The organism is Mucilaginibacter sp. Bleaf8 (genome assembly GCF_018390515.1).
In the GTDB taxonomy this organism is placed as follows: Bacteria; Bacteroidota; Bacteroidia; order Sphingobacteriales; family Sphingobacteriaceae; genus Mucilaginibacter.
Genome location: NZ_JAHBBK010000001.1, coordinates 1,829,039 through 1,846,138, shown reverse-complemented (window position 1 = coordinate 1,846,138; position 17,100 = coordinate 1,829,039). Strand labels below are relative to the sequence as shown.

The 17,100-nt window shown below is 43.1% G+C and carries 18 protein-coding genes; 14 read left to right on the top strand and 4 right to left on the bottom strand.

The window, feature by feature from the left end; genetic code table 11:
• Nucleotides 1-16: 16 nt before the first annotated feature.
• The 5 genes from KHS38_RS08030 (at nt 17) to porN (ending at nt 5,765) form a co-directional block, all read left to right on the top strand.
• Nucleotides 17-775, top strand: coding sequence for a uroporphyrinogen-III synthase (locus tag KHS38_RS08030; RefSeq protein ID WP_213487973.1), 759 nt, complete (start codon nt 17-19; stop codon nt 773-775).
• Between the two features lie 229 nt (nt 776-1,004).
• On the top strand, nt 1,005-2,309 hold the full coding sequence (gene porK / locus KHS38_RS08025) for a T9SS ring complex lipoprotein PorK/GldK (RefSeq protein WP_213487972.1): 1,305 nt from the start codon (nt 1,005-1,007) through the stop codon (nt 2,307-2,309).
• A gap of 89 nt (nt 2,310-2,398) precedes the next feature.
• On the top strand, nt 2,399-3,196 hold the full coding sequence (porL, locus tag KHS38_RS08020) for a type IX secretion system motor protein PorL/GldL (RefSeq protein WP_213487971.1): 798 nt from the start codon (nt 2,399-2,401) through the stop codon (nt 3,194-3,196).
• A 54-nt stretch (nt 3,197-3,250) separates the two neighbouring features.
• Nucleotides 3,251-4,786 (top strand): type IX secretion system motor protein PorM/GldM, encoded by a 1,536-nt coding sequence (porM, locus tag KHS38_RS08015; protein WP_213487970.1) that lies wholly within the window; start codon nt 3,251-3,253, stop codon nt 4,784-4,786.
• Between the two features lie 31 nt (nt 4,787-4,817).
• Nucleotides 4,818-5,765 (top strand): type IX secretion system ring subunit PorN/GldN, encoded by a 948-nt coding sequence (gene porN / locus KHS38_RS08010; RefSeq protein ID WP_213487969.1) that lies wholly within the window; start codon nt 4,818-4,820, stop codon nt 5,763-5,765.
• Nucleotides 5,766-5,851: 86 nt separating this feature from the next.
• Here porN and KHS38_RS08005 read toward each other — a convergent pair whose 3' ends face one another.
• A complete protein-coding gene (locus tag KHS38_RS08005) occupies nt 5,852-6,562 on the bottom strand; it encodes an SAM-dependent methyltransferase (protein WP_213487968.1) in 711 nt (236 codons plus the stop codon).
• 53 nt (nt 6,563-6,615) lie between these two features.
• Between KHS38_RS08005 and KHS38_RS08000 the strand changes: the two genes are divergently transcribed.
• Nucleotides 6,616-7,332: a hypothetical protein gene (locus tag KHS38_RS08000; protein ID WP_213487967.1), complete on the top strand. Its 717-nt coding sequence runs from the start codon at nt 6,616-6,618 to the stop codon at nt 7,330-7,332.
• Between the two features lie 153 nt (nt 7,333-7,485).
• Here KHS38_RS08000 and KHS38_RS07995 read toward each other — a convergent pair whose 3' ends face one another.
• The 3 genes from KHS38_RS07995 to KHS38_RS07985 form a co-directional block, all read right to left on the bottom strand.
• Nucleotides 7,486-8,739 (bottom strand): pyridoxal phosphate-dependent aminotransferase, encoded by a 1,254-nt coding sequence (locus KHS38_RS07995; RefSeq protein WP_213487966.1) that lies wholly within the window; start codon nt 8,737-8,739, stop codon nt 7,486-7,488.
• Between the two features lie 156 nt (nt 8,740-8,895).
• A complete protein-coding gene (locus KHS38_RS07990) occupies nt 8,896-9,630 on the bottom strand; it encodes an acyl-CoA desaturase (protein ID WP_213487965.1) in 735 nt (244 codons plus the stop codon).
• Nucleotides 9,631-9,789: 159 nt separating this feature from the next.
• Nucleotides 9,790-10,827 (bottom strand): LLM class flavin-dependent oxidoreductase, encoded by a 1,038-nt coding sequence (locus KHS38_RS07985; protein ID WP_213487964.1) that lies wholly within the window; start codon nt 10,825-10,827, stop codon nt 9,790-9,792.
• 171 nt (nt 10,828-10,998) lie between these two features.
• Between KHS38_RS07985 and KHS38_RS07980 the strand changes: the two genes are divergently transcribed.
• The 8 genes from KHS38_RS07980 (at nt 10,999) to frr (ending at nt 17,042) form a co-directional block, all read left to right on the top strand.
• A complete protein-coding gene (locus KHS38_RS07980) occupies nt 10,999-11,445 on the top strand; it encodes a hypothetical protein (protein WP_213487963.1) in 447 nt (148 codons plus the stop codon).
• Nucleotides 11,446-11,727: 282 nt separating this feature from the next.
• Nucleotides 11,728-12,165 (top strand): 50S ribosomal protein L13, encoded by a 438-nt coding sequence (gene rplM / locus KHS38_RS07975; RefSeq protein ID WP_213487962.1) that lies wholly within the window; start codon nt 11,728-11,730, stop codon nt 12,163-12,165.
• A 25-nt stretch (nt 12,166-12,190) separates the two neighbouring features.
• Nucleotides 12,191-12,577, top strand: a complete 387-nt coding sequence (gene rpsI / locus KHS38_RS07970) for a 30S ribosomal protein S9 (RefSeq protein ID WP_213487961.1) — start codon at nt 12,191-12,193, stop codon at nt 12,575-12,577.
• Between the two features lie 21 nt (nt 12,578-12,598).
• Nucleotides 12,599-13,435 (top strand): 30S ribosomal protein S2, encoded by an 837-nt coding sequence (rpsB, locus tag KHS38_RS07965; protein WP_213487960.1) that lies wholly within the window; start codon nt 12,599-12,601, stop codon nt 13,433-13,435.
• 152 nt (nt 13,436-13,587) lie between these two features.
• Nucleotides 13,588-14,439, top strand: a complete 852-nt coding sequence (gene tsf / locus KHS38_RS07960; RefSeq protein WP_213487959.1) for a translation elongation factor Ts — start codon at nt 13,588-13,590, stop codon at nt 14,437-14,439.
• Nucleotides 14,440-14,506: 67 nt separating this feature from the next.
• Nucleotides 14,507-15,628, top strand: coding sequence for an N-acetylglucosamine-6-phosphate deacetylase (nagA, locus tag KHS38_RS07955; RefSeq protein WP_213487958.1), 1,122 nt, complete (start codon nt 14,507-14,509; stop codon nt 15,626-15,628).
• Between the two features lie 25 nt (nt 15,629-15,653).
• Nucleotides 15,654-16,358: a UMP kinase gene (gene pyrH / locus KHS38_RS07950; protein WP_213487957.1), complete on the top strand. Its 705-nt coding sequence runs from the start codon at nt 15,654-15,656 to the stop codon at nt 16,356-16,358.
• Nucleotides 16,359-16,478: 120 nt separating this feature from the next.
• Nucleotides 16,479-17,042, top strand: coding sequence for a ribosome recycling factor (gene frr / locus KHS38_RS07945; protein WP_213487956.1), 564 nt, complete (start codon nt 16,479-16,481; stop codon nt 17,040-17,042).
• Nucleotides 17,043-17,100 lie beyond the last annotated feature (58 nt).

Here is a 17,100-nt window from a genome sequence, read left to right as displayed (position 1 = left end):
AGTTAGACACAAAAAATTGGAAGATAGAAAGAAAAAGGTTAAGAGTATATTAGTTACCTTACCCAAACCTGAAACCGACAAAAATCCATACGCTGAACTGGCTAAGAAACTAAATCTGAAAATTGATTTCAGGTCTTTTATCCATGTAGAAGGCGTTCCTGCAAAGGATTTCCGTAAAGAAAAGATTAACCTGGCTGATTTTACAGCCGTAATTTTCACCAGCCGTAATTCAGCCGATCACTTTTTTCGCATTTGCGAAGAGATGCGCTTTGAGGTTCCGGTTGATATGAAATACTTCTGCCTGTCTGAAACGATTGCGCTTTACCTGCAAAAGTACATTCAGTACCGTAAGCGCAAGATCTTTTTTGGCAAGCAAACCGCGGCAGATCTGGCAGAGGTATTGAAAAAGCATTCCGGCGAAAAGTTCCTGTACCCCTGCTCGGACGTAGCAGCGGAGGAAACGCAGAAGTTTTTGACAGAGAATGGCTATAATTTTACACCTGCAGTGCTTTTCCGTACCGTATGCAGCGACTTGTCTGACCTGGCTGAGGTGTTTTATGATGTGATTGCTTTCTTTAGTCCGTCAAGCATCCAGTCTTTATATAAAAACTTCCCCGACTTTAAGCAAAACAATACCCGTATTGCAGCTTTTGGCGCCACCACCCATAAGGCGGTTCTGGAAGCCGGTTTGATACTGGACGTCCCTGCACCAACTCCCGGTGCACCATCCATGACTATGGCCATTGAGCAGTACGTTAAGCAGGCTAATAAGTAGTAAAAAAAGTTATTTTTACCTGGAACTTTTCTAGTTGTTTTCACGTAAAAGCCCACATATGCTTTGATAATAGGCTCTGATTTAATAGATTGGAGCCAAATTATCAGGCGGATTTCAGTAAGTTTTAATAGTAAAATAATTTATCTTGAATTGAAATTATTTTCTAATAACTGAACAAAGTCCGAAAGGCATATACCGGGACATTTATATTGCTGAACACAAATTAGAAATGAGGAACAAATACTTTCTTTTGCTATTCTTGGCAGGTGTTGTATTGAGTAGTTGTAGTAAGAGTGATAGAGGAGAAGTACTAGGTATACAGCAACGTGGTTTTCGTGCCGAATTGCCTGCCGGTATGGTTTATATCCCTGGTGGCTCTTTCCTGATGGGGCAAACTGATCAGGACATTACTTTTGCACAGATCGCTCAAACCAAACAGGTAACGGTTTCACCATTCTTTATGGATCAAACCGAGATCACCAACAGCCAATATCATCAGTTTATTAACTGGGTTCGTGATTCAATCGCCATTACCCGTTACATGAACGATGATAAATACTACTACAAACCCAAAAACGGTGATGCTGCCGGTAATCAAAAGTACATCAACTGGGAGTATGTAAAGCGTAATCCTATCTGGAGTGCCCGCAAAGGCCAAAACAACAATGCCGGCCGTTTGCAAGACATGTACTACAAAGGCGATGACCAGCTTTTTGGCCGCAATGAAATTGATGTGCGCCTGCTGAAGTACAACTACGCCACCATGGTACTGCGCAACGCATCAGATGCCCGTTTTGATAAAACCAAAAAACGTTCGGATTTCATTTTCAGAGATACGGTTCCGGTATATCCCGATACACTGGTATGGCTTAACGACTTTGCTTATGCAGCCAATGAGCCTATGGTTGAAGGCTACTTTTCACACCCATCATACCGCAATTATCCGGTTGTTGGTGTAACCTGGCGCCAGGCCCGTGCATTCTCTATCTGGCGTTCACGCTACAACGATGCTTATAAAGATTCACGTCATATGCCACATCGCATGCCTTACAGTTTGCCTACCGAGGCCGAGTTTGAGTATGCGTCCCGTGGTGGAAGAATAGGTACAGATTATCCATGGGGTGGTCCGTACATCAAAAATGCCAAAGGCTGCTTGTTGGCCAACTTTAAGCCCGGCCGTGGTAACTATACGGATGATGGCGGCGCTTATACTGTAAACGTACGCTCTTACTTCCCGAATGATTACGGCTTGTACAATATGGCCGGTAACGTAGCGGAGTGGACTCTTTCAGCTTACGATGAGTCGGCATCAACCTTTGTACATGATATGTCGCCAACGTTCAACTACGAGGCTAAAGCTACCGATCCGGAAGTGCTGAAACGCAAAGTGGTAAGAGGCGGATCATGGAAAGATATCGGTTACTTCCTGCAAAATGCAACACGCTCTTACGAGTATCAGGACACCGCTAAATCATACATAGGTTTCCGTTGCGTATCACACTTTGTGGGCCGCGATTTCAGAGACAAACGATAATGATTTATTAATGTTAACATTGCACACTCTCAAATTCAATTAAATACTTTAACCCAAAAAAACAAACAAAAACAACTACACTAAGAATTATGGCTGGTAAAAAGAAACCTTACGGAATTGGTAACATTGTGTCTTGGGGCGCAACTATTGTAATCATCGGTTTGATGTTTAAAATTTTGCACTTACCTGGAAGTACTTATTTTATTGCAATCGGCTTATCTGCCGAAGCTCTTCTATTCTTTATCCTTGGTTTTCAACGCGAAACTGAAGAGGTAGACTGGACAAGAGCCTATCCTGAACTGGACCCTGAATATAAAGGTGCTCCTCGTGCTGCCGCCGCTGCACCTCAATTACAAAGTACAGGCCATACTGCCGCTTTAGACAAAATGCTGGCTGACGCCAAAATCAATCCTGAACTGATTGGCTCATTAGGCGAAGGTTTAAGAACTTTTGGTGATAAAGTAGCTACCATTTCTAAAGTAGCTGATGCTGGTGCTGCAACCAACGAGTTTGCAACCAAAATTAAAGCCGCCGCTACTGGTTATGATAACTTGAGCACTGCTTTTGCTAAAGCGTCTGCCAACTTACAAGAAATGGCCAGCACTAATGTTGATTCAAAAGCATACCATGAGCAAGTAAATAACCTGGCTAAAAACCTGTCGGCTTTGAATGCAGTATATGAGCTGGAATTACAAGATTCAAGTGCACACCTGAAATCAATGAACAAATTCTACCAAAACCTGTCATTGACCATGAATAACTTCAACGAATCATTAGATGATTCTAAACAGTTTAAAGATGAAGTAGGTCGTTTAGCTAAAAACCTGGGCGCACTTAACTCTGTATACGGTAACATGCTTACTGCGATGAACCAACCACGTGCTTAATTATAGATAACCTTATTTAATTACATTAACTAATACCTAAAAAATATATAGCACATGGCTGGAGGTAAAGAAACCCCAAGGCAGCGAATGATGGGCATCCTATATTTGGTATTGTTAGGCCTGGTTGCCTTACAAATCCCAGATAGCTTATTGGATGCATTCAAAAATATAACAGATAGCCTTTCGCAATCACAAAGTAATGTACAAACTGGTATAAACAATACTTTTGACGCATTCGAAAAAACTAAATTAAAAGAACAACCAGATAGAGCTAAACCTCTTTATGATAAGGCAAAGCAAGCAAGTGCTATTGCTAATGAATTAACTACATACGTAGAGTCGATTAAAAAAGATTTGATTGATCAAAGTGGCGGTATGGATGAAAAAACTCAGGATTATAAAGGTAAGTCAGATATGGATATATCTGCCCGTTATATGATTGAGAAAGGTAAAGGTAAAGAGCTGCGTGAAAAAATCAATCAAACTAACGAAAGACTTATCGCCTTATTAGACCCTAAAGACCGTGAGGGCATCAACTTTAACCTTGCAGTTGTAGATCCACCTAAACATGGTGAATTAACCCGTAGAAGCTGGCAAGAAGCTACCTTCGGCGAAGGTATACCAATGGGAGCATCTATTACAGCTTTAACTAAAATTCAGGCTGATACTAAAAATGCTGAAGCTGAAATCGTTAAAAAAGTGCTGGGTAAAGTAGATCAGGCTGTAGTAAATTTGGATAAGTTTGCAGCCGTTGCTGTAGCGCCAAGCAGCTACGTTATTGCAGGTCAGCCTTACAAAGCTGAAGTGTTCCTGACTGCTTCTGATTCAAAATCAAGTCCTGATGTTTATGTAAACGGTTCACGTTTACAGGTATCAGATGGCCGTGGTCAGTATTCGGTAGGTACCAGCGGCGAAGGTGTACACACCTGGGTAGGTACTATCCGCGTTAAACAAAACGATGGTACTATTAAAGAGTACAAAACTGCACCACAAACCTATCAGGTGGCTAAACCATCGGCAACAGTAGCCGCCGATAAAATGAACGTACTGTATATCGGTGTTCCAAACCCGATTTCGGTATCAGCTCCGGGTATACCAAAAGAGAAACTGCGCGTGAGCATATCTGGCGGTTCGGTAAGCGGTTCAGGCGGTTCATACATCGCTAAGGTAAGTTCTCCGGGTACAGTAAACGTTACCGTATCAGGCGAAGCTTCTCCTGGAAAAAATCAGGTATTAGGTGCAACACAATTCCGTGTAAAACGTATACCAGATCCAAAAGCCGTATTTGGTGGCAAAAGCGGTGGTACCAGCCCAACAGCTAACCTGAAAGGACAAGACAGGCTGTTTGCTAAACTGGAAAACTTTGACTTTGATGCTAAATTTAGCGTTACCCGTTTCAACATGGTAATTTTAAGACCGCGTCAGGACCCTATTTCACTGTCAACCAGTGGTGGCGAACTATCAGGTCAAATGCGTCAGGCAATGTCAATGATTACACCGGGTACTATGGTTGCCTTCACCAACATTATGGCTGTTGGTCCGGACGGCTCAGCACGCGGATTAGATGATATTACATTAAGAGCAAACTAAAAAGAATTTGAAAGCGCAAATTAACACGAACATGAGAAGCAAGATTTTGGTGGTTGGGTTACTGAGTTTAATTTGTTTTGACACTTATGCTCAAAGGCGTTCTACACGCAAACGCACCAAGGCTGCTACCACGAATGCGGCAAGTACCACATTCAACACACAGCCCGTGGCCGACACGGCTGCAAGCAAGCAGGCGTTAGCCAAACCCTTTGAACGTCCGATGGACGGTTATTATAAGAAGACGAACATTTTAAGTGCCCGCGTAACATCATACCCAAATCTGCGTGAAGCTGATGTGGTGTACGCCAAGCGTGTTTGGCGGGAAATTGATTTGCGCGAAAAAATGAATCAGTACCTGGGCTCACCCAAAGCACGTTTAATTGATGTGCTGATGGAAGCGGTAGATGCTGGCGAACTGACTGCGTATGATCCAAATCCAAGCAAAGATGATCCAAACGGCGATAGCTTTTCGGTTCCGCTAACCCCTGGTAAAGCCAGAGCTAAACTGGCCGATAGCGTGGTGGTGGATAAGTTTGATGCCAATGGAGATAAAGTTGGGTCCGTTGTACAGGCAGGGGAATTTAATCCGGACAGTATTATTCGCTTCCGTATCAAAGAAGATTGGGTGTTTGATAAACAACGCTCTATATTCGAGCCCCGCATTATCGGTATAGCGCCCTTAATGAAGCTGAAAGTAACCGGTGTTGAAACCGATTTTCAGCCGATGTTCTGGATCTATTTCCCGGAAGCGCGTCAGGTACTGGCTACTAAAGAAGCTGTTAGCCGCAACAATGATGCTACTGGTTTAAGCTTTGATGACGTGTTCATGAAGCGTTTATTCAGCAGCGTAATTGTAAAAGTATCCAACCAGAAAGATGAACGTATTAAAGATTACGCACAAGGTATTGATCGCCTGTACGAATCTGAAAAAGTGAAAAAGACTATATTGGATTGGGAACTGGGTTTATGGCAATATTAAAATAAATTGCTCTGATAATATAAAAGGCCCTGATGCATTTGCATCAGGGCCTTTTTGGTTTAAGTGAGTTTTATTTTCAATTCATGCTACGAATGGAATAGCAAAAAGATGGTTGGCTTTTTATGCAGATCAGGCGGCTGTTTTTTCCAGTCGGCAATGCTTTTGGTGATTACCATTTCATCAGCCGCTGTAATGTTGCAGGCAATGCACAGGCGGGTGGCTGGCTTACAAACTTTCAGTATCTCATCCAGTAGCTGGTTGTTGCGAAAAGGTGTTTCAATAAAAAGCTGCGTTTGCTTAAAGCGCTCAGCTTGGCTTTCCAATTCCTTAATGCGTTTGCTGCGCTGCCCTTTATCAATGGGTAAATAGCCATGAAAGGTAAAGCTTTGCCCGTTAAAGCCTGATGCCATTAGTGCCAGTAAAATTGAACTGGGGCCAACCAATGGCACCACCTTAATGCCTTTACGGTGCGCCTCGGCAACAATATCCGCACCAGGGTCGGCTATACCTGGGCAGCCTGCTTCGCTCATCAGGCCGGCGTCTTTTCCATTTAATAGTCCAGTAAAAAAGCTATTGATATCTCCACTGCGCTGGTGCTTGCCATAATCGTGAATGATAAGCTGGCTTTGCGGAATGGTGAGACCGGCCTGCTTTAAAAACTTGCGGGCGGTTTTTTCGTTTTCAACAATATACTCGGTTATCTGGTTAATAGTTTGTACCAGATAGGGTGTAAAAGATTGGACCGCGGCATCGTCAGCAAGCGGAACCGGTATTAAGTAAAGCGTTCCGGCGGGCATGTTGCAAATCTCCTGTTTTTATTTTTAAATTAGGTAAAAGTAAAGGAGTTAATATGAAATCATTAGGTGTTAACTGGTTTATTGAGGGAGCAATTGATTTTGAACACAAAAAGTATGTGCTTTTAGATTACCTGCAGCAAATTAACCGTCACTTTGACAAAAGCCGGCTTTATCCTAACCTTACCGATTTAATATTTCATTACAATAATCTGCTCAGCTTTAAAAAAGACAAATCGGTATTGCAACAGGCTTTTCCGCTACGCTTAACCAAAGCCGATGTAGAAGCTGTAAAACTGACCTACCAAAAAATGGTGCAGGATGATGGTACCATGCAGGAGATAGAACGCATAATTGCCTATGCGTTGCGCAAAATGGATCCGGCTCTGCAAACCGGTCGGGATATATATGATTTTGTGGAGAGCAGGCTGGCTATTGATCCGGTAGGGGTGGTGCCATTAACGCCTTACACGGGTTATTTTGCCCTGCGCAATGGCAAAGAAACAACCAACTGGGTGTATGAGTACCAAGTTACCCTGTTTGAGCATAAAGACGATAAATATCGTGGTATCACGATATCATTGGTAGATACTTATGAGCAGAACTTGGTAAACACGCCAGAGTCGATTAAGCAAACCCTGATACGGCGATACAAGCACCTGCCAAACCCGGCGGTATATTATGTGCAGAGCGATATCAGCTTTCCGCTGGAGCAAACTTTACTGCCGGTGGCTAAGCGTAGTTTGGTAAAGTTTATTTCGAGTGCGGCTTAATGGGGGGAAGGAGCGAGGTGCGGATAATGGAGTGCGAGGTGTGAATAGCGTGGAGTGGTGAAAGTATCGCAGAAAATGAAAAATAGTAGTATAATAAAAATGCCATCCTGGCTGTTTGCGAGATGGCATTTTATTGCTAGGTGTAACAGATGCTTATTTCAATTTGCTCAGCGCTTCTCTGATGCGGGGAATCATCGCCTGGATATCTTCCAGTGTTGATGTACCTACCGAGGCGCGGAACCAGCACACATCATCGCCTGTGCCAAAGGCCGAGAATGGCACCAGTGCAACCTTCGCTTCTTTGATCAGGTAAAAGTTAATATCAGCCGGGGTGTTCAGTACGTCGCCCTGCGGGGTGGTTTTACCGGTGTAGTCTGCTTTTACGGTTAAGTAAATGGCGCCCATTGGTTCAATAGCATCCACTGCAAAACCTTCGGCTTTTAATTGCTGAAAGCCCTGGTATAAAGTGTTTAGGCTGTCTTGTATACGGGCTTTGAAAGTGTTCAGGTAGCTGTGCACCTGCTCGCTGTTCTGGATATACTTAGCTGTTGCTACCTGCTCGGCTTTAGGCGCCCAGGCACCCATGTGGCCAACGATAGAACGCATTTTGCCAATAATTTTTTCCGGACCAAAGCCCCAGCCTACACGCACGCCGGTTGCTGCCAGGCATTTAGATATACCGTCAATATAAACTACATAATCTTTCAATTCTGGGCGTAAAGTAACCGGATCGTAATGCTTTTTACCAAAAGTAAGCATGGCGTAAATCTGGTCGTACATAATATACAACGGTTTTTCGCCAGGCTGGCGGCTTGCATTTTCGGCAATCACCAGGTCGCAAATTTCTTCCAGATCAGCTTTTTCAAACATGGTACCGGTTGGGTTTTGCGGTGAGCATAGGGCCAGTAGGGTAGCACCTTTCAGGTGCGGGGCCAGGTCGGCAGCTTTTGGTAAAAAGTTATTTTCTGGCGTGGTAGGCACCTGAATTTCCTGAGCGCCGGTAATATGGCAATAGTGGTTATTGTTCCATGATGGTGCAGGGTATATCACTTTATCGCCCGGATCAACCAAAGCTAAAAACACTGAATAAATTAAGGGGCGCGAACCGCTTGCAATTAGTATTTCATTTGATGTAGCCTGAATGTTATGCTCTTTTTCTAAAAAGATAGACACTTGCTTGCGCAGTTCCAGCATCCCATCAGCCGGTGGATAGTTGGTATGATTAGCCTGATAAGCTTCTATAATATCATTACGCAACTCTTCCGGAATAGGGTAGATATTCGGGTCAAAATCGCCAATAGTTAGGTTGGCAATATTTTGGCCTTGTCTTTTCAGTTCGTTTATTTCGTTTCCAATTTTAATGATCTCAGAACCCTTAAGGGTTTGAGCCAGTACTGATACGCCCATATTATTATGTTTGAATAGGGCAAATATAGGTGTTAGCTGTTAAGAATATGGATTAACGAACAAAGACTTTACAGTATTTCCGTTAACGGATACAAACAAAAAGAGCCGTTAAATAACGGCTCTTTAATATTTTAATAATGAAACTTATTCTCGATACTATAATGCTGGCTTACGTAACCTGATGATATGCATCCAGTGCATAACTTTCATTACAGGATAGACCGGATCAAGCTCAAACCAACGTGCGCCGAAATTAGGGCTGTTAGGGCGTTTGTGGTGGTTGTTCTGGAACAGTTCCCCGAGCATAAAAAAGTCGAACGGGGTCGTGTTTTTTGATTTGTCGCCATTATCAAAGTTTGAGTAGCCGTATTTATGGCCGCACCAATTCACAATAGCGCCATGCAACGGGCCCATAATGAACTGTATAGGTAATAATAGCCACAGCCACCATACAGTTGCAAATTTTAAGTAAAACAAAAAGTATAAAATACCCCAGGCAATACGGGTAATGTTTAACGATCCGTAGTAGTCAATTAAGCGCCATTCCGGATAGTTACCTTTAAATTGTGCATCGGGCTCTTTTAATCTTCTTTCATAAACGCGGAAACTAATAGCTGTGCGGTACATCATCTGAAACACGTCGGTAAAGAAGTGTGGCGAGTGCGGGTCTTTTTCGGTATCGCTATAGGCATGATGCTCGCGGTGCATAATAGCGTAAGCGCGCGGGTTTAAAAAAGATGAGCCTTGACAAACAAACGTAAGGAAGTGGAAAATACGTTCTGTAACCTTAGGTGTACTGTACATTTTATGCGCCGCATAGCGGTGTAAATAAAACGTTTGGAAAAATAAGGATAAGAACCAGTGAGAAATAAAGAAAATAATAATAATCACGATAACTGCTAATTGGATATTCTGAGAATATCGTATAAGTATAATTTGTTTTGCAAAAGTAATATTTAATCTTGAGTTTGCTGTCACCCGAAAACAATAAAAGCCGCCCGGTGTATCAGGTGGCTTTTATTCGTTATAGGTTGTATAGCAGTAGCTTACTTATACTGTCGCCTCCGCTTTTGCAACCGGACTTGCTAATGCAAACTGCCCGGCCAGCAACCGGTATGATTCCAGCCTGTCTTCAAAATCTTCGGTAATGGTAATCGCTATCAGTTCGTCTACATTATAGGTGTTGGCCATGCGGGTAAGCTTGTCTTTGATTTCATCGGGCGTGCCGGTTACTACGCGGTGGCGGTTAAAGCGAATGCGTTCTTGCTCGGCTGCTGTGTAGGTGATATCCTTAACATCTTCATAGCTAACCGGGTTCAGATTGCCGCCTTTTTCGAGTTGGGTAAAGCGATAATCCATCATGGCTTGATGCTGCCTGATTTTCTCTTCATCTTCCGAACAAAATACAAACAGGCCGACGTTGGCTTGCGGCTGCAGCAAATCTTCAGATGGTTGGAAGCGTGCACGGTATAGATCAACCGCCTGCGCGCCGCCAACCGGATTTATAAAGTGTGCAAAGGATAAACCGGCACCAAAATGAGCGGCAAACAAACCACTTTGGCCGCTGCTGCTCAACATCCACATGGCTGGTACGGTTTGTACCTGGGGGATGGCGCGTATGCGCGTTTGCACGGGGCCTTCCTCGGCACGGTCATGCAGGTAGTTTTGCAGGTCGAGCAGTTGCTCCACCAAATCCTGCTCTCTGAAATTGTTGGATGGATTGAGCACCGAAGCCGTAATACGGTCGGTACCCGGCGCACGGCCCAGCCCCAGGTCAACCCTGCCCGGAAACAGCGCTTCCAGCATCCTGAAATTTTCGGCTACTTTAAGCGCACTGTGGTTGGGCAGCATTACACCGCCCGAACCAATGCGTATATGCTGTGTTTGGCTGCCTAAGTATGCCAGCAGTACCTCGGGCGTGGAGCCGGCCAGGCTGGCGGTGTTATGATGTTCGGATATCCAGAAACGGGTATAACCTAATTTATCTGTCAGTTTGGCCAGTTCAACCGTTTCGCGCACGGCCTGCTCAGCAGTTACACCTTTGCGCACCGGCGATTGATCCAGCACACTTAATCGAATTTGACTCATAGCCGTAAATATACAATAATCGGGCTACGGGATTGGTTTGGCAGAGTTGGATTCGTTTTATGGCGTTTGGATTATAAAATTAGCGAGTAAAACTAAGTTGTATATCTGTTTTTATGATTGAAACGACGATCAGGAAGCGGTTACTTATTGCTGTATTGAGTATTAATATTAATGAGATATAAAACGCTGCTTTTTACATTTGCTTCTATACTATTTGCTTGTGCTTCGTATCAAGAGAAAGCAGAAGATGTACTTTTATATACATCACACATGCAAAAGGCACCTTTAAATATAACTGCATATGCAAATAACTCCCTCATCGCGGTATATGAGTGGGATAGCAAAAGCATTACCAATAAGGGGCCATTTGCAAATGTGTTTATCTGTAAGATTTTTAGAGATTCATCGTCAGAAGAAGCAGATACAGTAATATTATTAGATACTCATGTTAGCCAAGTAAAAAAATTTAATATTCCTGATCCTAGTATTTATTGGGTCGAAGCAAAAAGTTCTCACACATATAAAAGTTGTCGTGTGTTTGTTCCCAAAGCCGTAGCTGAAAAGATGAAATTTTACAAGTACCGATTTGCATCTGTAAGATTGGTAACTGATGACTGATTTAAGATAGGCTTACTGGTAAATTAACACAGTGCAATTATTAAATACGGTCTTTAGCATCCCACTCAAGGTAGCATCCACAACAAGGACAGCGAGCCTGTATGTAAAGAAGGTGTCTTCGATAAGACAGCAAATTTAAAAGGCAAGTTGCTTGACTTACAACTGGCAATTCACTTCAAAAATATTCTCCAAACTATTTGAAAATTAAATAGCTACTCGTATCTTTGCAGTCCCGAAATTACGGGGTATAGTAAACTGTTTAATAAATTTAATTTAAAGCAAGTGAATACGTTAAGTTACAAAACTGTCTCAGCCAACAAGAAGACCGTTAACAAAGAATGGGTAGTTGTTGACGCGGAAGGCGAGATTTTGGGGCGCTTGACCTCTAAGATCGCTGCGATCATCAGAGGAAAACATAAACCAGGCTTCACTCCAAACGTAGACTGCGGTGATAACGTTATTGTTATTAATGCAGACAAGGTAAAACTGACCGGAAACAAATTCAGCGCTAAGCAATATGTTTCTTACACCGGTTACCCAGGTGGTCAGCGTTTCATTTCTCCTAAGGAGTTAATGGCTAAGTTCCCTGAGCGTGTAATTGAAAAAGCCGTTCGTGGTATGTTACCTAAAAATCGTTTGGGCAGAGCCATCTTTGGCAACCTGCATGTTTATGCCGGTGCCGAGCATCCGCACGCTGCACAAAACCCTAAAACCATTTAACTTTTAATTTTAAAGGAGAAAAGAAATGCCAACAACTAACACTTCAGGCAGAAGAAAAACCGCTGTTGCCCGCGTTTACTTAAACGAAGGTAACGGTGCGCTAATCGTTAACGGTAAAGATTACAAAGAATACTTCCCTACTTTACCATTACAATACGTTGCTACTCAATCATTACTGGTTTCTGGTTCAGAAGGTAAATTTGACGTGGTTGCTAATGTTGCCGGCGGTGGCGTAAAAGGACAGGCTGAGGCCGTTCGTTTAGCTATTGCTAAAGCTATTGTTGAACTTGATGCGGAGAAAAAACCTGCATTGCGTGCTAAAGGTTTAATGACTCGTGACCCACGTATGGTTGAGCGTAAAAAACCAGGACGCCGCAAAGCACGTCGTAAATTCCAATTCAGTAAACGTTAATATTTTAAGGAGGACACAACAATGGCAAGAACAACATATCAGGATTTACTGGATGCAGGTGTACACTTTGGTCACCTTACCCGCAAATGGGATCCGAAAATGGCTCAGTACATTTTCATGGAGCGCAACGGTATCCACATTATCGATTTAAATAAAACTTTAAGCAAAGTTGAAGAGGCTGCTGCCGCTATCAAACAAATTGTAAAATCAGGCCGTAAAGTTTTGTTTGTTGCTACCAAGAAACAAGCAAAAGATATCGTAGCTGATTATGCAAAATCAGTAAACATGCCTTACGTAACCGAGCGTTGGTTAGGTGGTATGTTAACTAACTTCACTACCGTACGCAAGTCAATCAAAAAGATGTCAAACATCGATAAACTGACTAAAGACGGTACTTACAGTATCCTTTCTAAAAAAGAGCGTCTGATGATTCAGCGTGAGCGTATAAAACTGGAAAGCTTGTTAGGTGGTATATCTGACCTGAACCGCTTACCAGCTGCATTGTTCCTGATTGACGTTAAGAAAGAGCACATCGCAGTTTCTGAAGCACTGAAATTGAACATTCCTACCTTTGCAATGGTAGATACCAACTCAGATCCTTCAAACATCGATTTCCCTATCCCGGCTAACGATGATGCTACTAAATCAATCTCTTTGATTACCGGTATCATGATCCAGGCTATTCAGGAAGGTTTAGATGAGCGTAAACGCGAAAAAGAAGATGAAGTTGAAAAAGAAGCAGCTGCATCAAAAGCTAAAGCTGACGGCGGTGACGCTGACGGTGGCCGCAGAAGAAGAGGTGCAGTAGCCGCTGAGGCTGAATCTGAAGCACCAGCTGCTGAATCTTCAGAAGAATAATAAAATTGATTGTAAGTTGCCGGTTGTGAACTGACAGTGTAATGCTGCCATTTGCAATTGGCAACTTTCAGTTTTTATACGAATTATTATTATTAATTTTGTTGCGTATTGCCACCCAACAGGCAACTCACAACTCACAACTCATAAAAACAATGTCTACAGTACAAATTTCTGCATCAGACGTAAACAAACTGCGCCAGCAAACTGGTGCCGGTATGATGGATTGCAAAAAAGCTTTAACCGAAACTAACGGTGATTTTGAAGCAGCCATTGATTATTTAAGAAAAAAAGGTGCTAAAGTAGCTGCCAGCCGTCAAGACCGTGAGTCAAACGAAGGTGTAGTTATTGCACGTACTTCTGAAGATGGCAAACGTGGTGTAATTGTTGAATTAAACTGCGAAACCGACTTCGTTGCTAAAAATGCTGAGTTTATTGCATTTGCTAACGCTGTTGCAAACATCGCTGTTCAGGATTTCCCTGCAACTGTTGAAGATTTATACAACCTGGAAATTGATACCGAGACTTCACGCGTTAAAATTGGTGAAGCTATCACTGATATGACCGGTAAAATCGGCGAAAAAATCGGCGTTTCTAAATACACTGTATTAGAAGGCGAAAAAATCGTTGCTTACATCCACGGTAACTTCCGTTTAGGTGTATTAGTTGCTTTAAGCGCTAATGTTGCCGGTGTTGAAGAAGCTGGTAAAGACGTAGCTATGCAAATTGCTGCTATGAACCCGGTTGCTTTAGATAAAGGTGATGTAGATTCTACCACTATTGAGCGTGAGTTAGCTATCGCTAAAGAGCAAATCCGTGCTGAAGGCAAACCAGAAGAAATGGTTGAGAAAATTGCACAAGGTAAACTGAACAAATTCTACAAGGATTCAACCTTGTTGAACCAGGAGTTTGTTAAAGATCCATCTAAAAACATATCTCAATTCCTGAGCGGCATTGAGAAAGGCTTAACCGTAACCGCATTTAAGCGCGTTGCTTTAGGAGCTTAATTTATTAAAATCCCCGCTTTTAAAGCGGGGATTTTTTTTGCCTTTTACTTTTTTATTTCAGCCACTTATGTTAACAGCTTTATACAACACCCTCATTGTAGCTGACGGTAACATTACCGGAGATAAGGCTGTTATTATTGAGGATAATCAAATCCGGGCAGTAACTCCCGTTCTGGAAATTCCTGCCCAAGCAGAGCGTATTGATTTGAAGGGCGCTTACCTGGCACCCGGACTAATCGATCTGCAAATTTACGGGGCGGGGGGAGCCCTGTTCGGCGGCAATCCGTCTGTTGAGGCATTGCAGCGCATGGAGGCCGACCTGTTGCCAAAAGGCACTACCGGTTTCTTTGCCACCGTAGCCACCAACAGCGATGAAGTAGTATTGGATGCGATTGAAGCAGCCAAGGCCTACCGTCCAAAAGCCGTCGGTAGCTTTTTAGGGCTGCATCTTGAAGGGCCTTATATCAATCCGGCTCGTAAAGGAGCTCACCCCGAAAAGTATATCAAGAAAGCCACGCTAAGCGAAATCAAACAATGGATTGAGATGGCTGCAGGCGAGATCAAAATGATTACCCTGGCGCCCGAATTGCAGGATCAGGAAGTGCTTGATTATCTGCAACAGCAGAATATCATCCTATCATCTGGTCATAGCGATGCGACCTATCAGCAAATCAAAAGTTTTATTGGCAACCCTATACAAGCTATAACGCATTTGTATAATGCCATGCCGCCCATTCATCACCGTGCACCCGGTATTATTCCGGCGGTATTTGAAGCCAAGCCTTATACCAGCATCGTTGCCGACGGCGTACATGTGGATTATGCTATGATTGCCTTAGCTAAACGCGAACTGGGTGATAAGTTGTTTCTGATTACCGATGCGGTAACCGAAACCGATCAGGGTACCTATCAGCACCGCCTGGCAGGCAACAGGTATGTAATGCCCGATGGTACATTATCGGGCTCGGCGCTTACCCTGTTGAAAGCTGTGCAAAACTGTGTGCAGCATGTTGGTGTTACCTTACCCGAGGCTGTTAACATGGCATCGTTATACCCTGCGCAACTGGCTATGTTGATAACCAAAGGAAAAGTTGAGGCCGGATATGACGCAGATTTAATTATTTTTGATGCTGAATTTAATATTCAGTTCACTTTATATAAAGGCAAAGTTTACCGTAAATCCAATTAAAATAAGAATATAACCACATATCTGCATGAAATACAAAAGAATCTTACTGAAACTGAGTGGCGAATCATTGATGGGATCGCGTCAATATGGTATTGATAACAACCGCGTGCTGCAATATGCACACGATATTAAAAACGTAAGCGATGCCGGCATTGAGATAGCCATTGTTGTAGGTGGAGGTAATATTTTCAGAGGGCTAAGCGCCGAAAAATCGGGAATGGAACGCGCCCAGGCCGATTACATGGGTATGCTGGCTACCGTGATTAACTGTATGGCCCTGCAAAGCGCCCTGGAAGGCATTGGGGTAGAAACCCGTTTGCAGTCGGCCATTAAAATGGAGCAGATATGTGAGCCTTACATCCGCCGCCGTGCCATGACGCATCTAGAGTCGGGCCGTATCGTAATTTTCGGTGCAGGTACCGGTAACCCTTACTTTACTACCGATACAGCCGCTTCCTTACGTGCTATTGAAATTAAAGCCGACGTAGTGCTGAAAGGCACCCGTGTTGATGGTATCTATACTGCCGACCCGGAGAAAGACCCAACCGCTACCCGTTTTGACGAAGTAAGCTTCCAGGAAGTATATGACAAAGGCTTAAACGTAATGGATATGACCGCGTTTACCTTATGCCATGAAAACAAGCTGCCTATCATCGTATTTGACATGAACAAAGAAGGCAACTTTATGAAAGTAGCCAAAGGCGAGGCAATTGGCACTCTGGTAAGATAATTTCTTGGTAGAGCCGAGAAGCACGAGCCATGAGCCAGGTGAAAATGCAACTATCTTGGTTCTCGATTCTTGGCTCTTGTTCCTAAATTTCTATTTTTGTAATATAAACATAAAACAAAGATGAGCGAACTCATTAAAAAACAACTGAATGATGCAAAAACCTTGATGGAAAAGGCAATTGCTCATGCGGATAACGAGTTATCTAAAATACGTGCAGGTAAAGCTACGCCAAGCATGCTGGATGGCCTGGTGGTTGATTACTATGGCACCCCAACTTCTTTAACTCAGGTAGGTAACGTAAATACACCTGACGCCCGTACGCTGGTTATCCAACCATGGGAAAAAACCTTATTGCCTGCTATCGAAAAGGCAATTAAAGAATCAAACCTGGGTTTAAATCCACAAAATGATGGTGTGGTGATCCGTATCAACGTACCGCCGCTTACCGAAGAGCGTCGCCGCGATTTGGTTAAAAAGCTGAAAGGCGAGGCAGAAGCCGGTAAAGTTGCTATCCGTAACATCCGTAAAGATATTAACGAGAAAATCAAAAAATTAAAGTCAGAAGGTGTATCTGAAGACGATATTAAAGTTGGTGAAGCGGATGTGCAAAAACTGACCGACACCTTTATTGTTAAAGTTGATCAGCTTTCGGAAGCGAAAGAAAAAGACATCATGACGGTTTAATCCTTAAACCAATGTCAAATTAAAGGGAATGAGCAGTTTGCTCCATTCCCTTTTCTAT